Annotated in this window: 1 pseudogene; it reads right to left on the reverse strand. The window is 45.2% G+C overall.

The features are described 5' to 3' along the window. Positions 1 to 283, reverse strand: a pseudogene (locus tag JYB63_RS23020) (acetyl-CoA C-acetyltransferase); the annotation flags it as partial.

Here is a 283-nt window from a genome sequence, read left to right on the forward strand (position 1 = left end):
GGTGACCTAAAGCCGTAGCTCCACCATAAATGTTCACTTTGTCATGGGGAATGTTGAGTTCTTTCATAGCCGCCATAGTGACCACAGCGAAGGCTTCATTGATCTCGAATAGATCCACGTCTTCTACGGACCAATCGAGGTTTTTAAGTAGTTTTTGGATAGCGCCTACGGGAGCAGTGGTAAACCATTCGGGCTCATGGGCATGCTGGGTGTGACCCACAATTTTTGCAATAGGTTTGAGATTTTTTTCCTCAGCAACAGATTGCAAAGTAATGACTAAAGC

The organism is Aliamphritea spongicola, from assembly GCF_017051665.1.
GTDB classification, from domain to species: Bacteria; Pseudomonadota; Gammaproteobacteria; order Pseudomonadales; family Balneatricaceae; genus Amphritea; species Amphritea spongicola.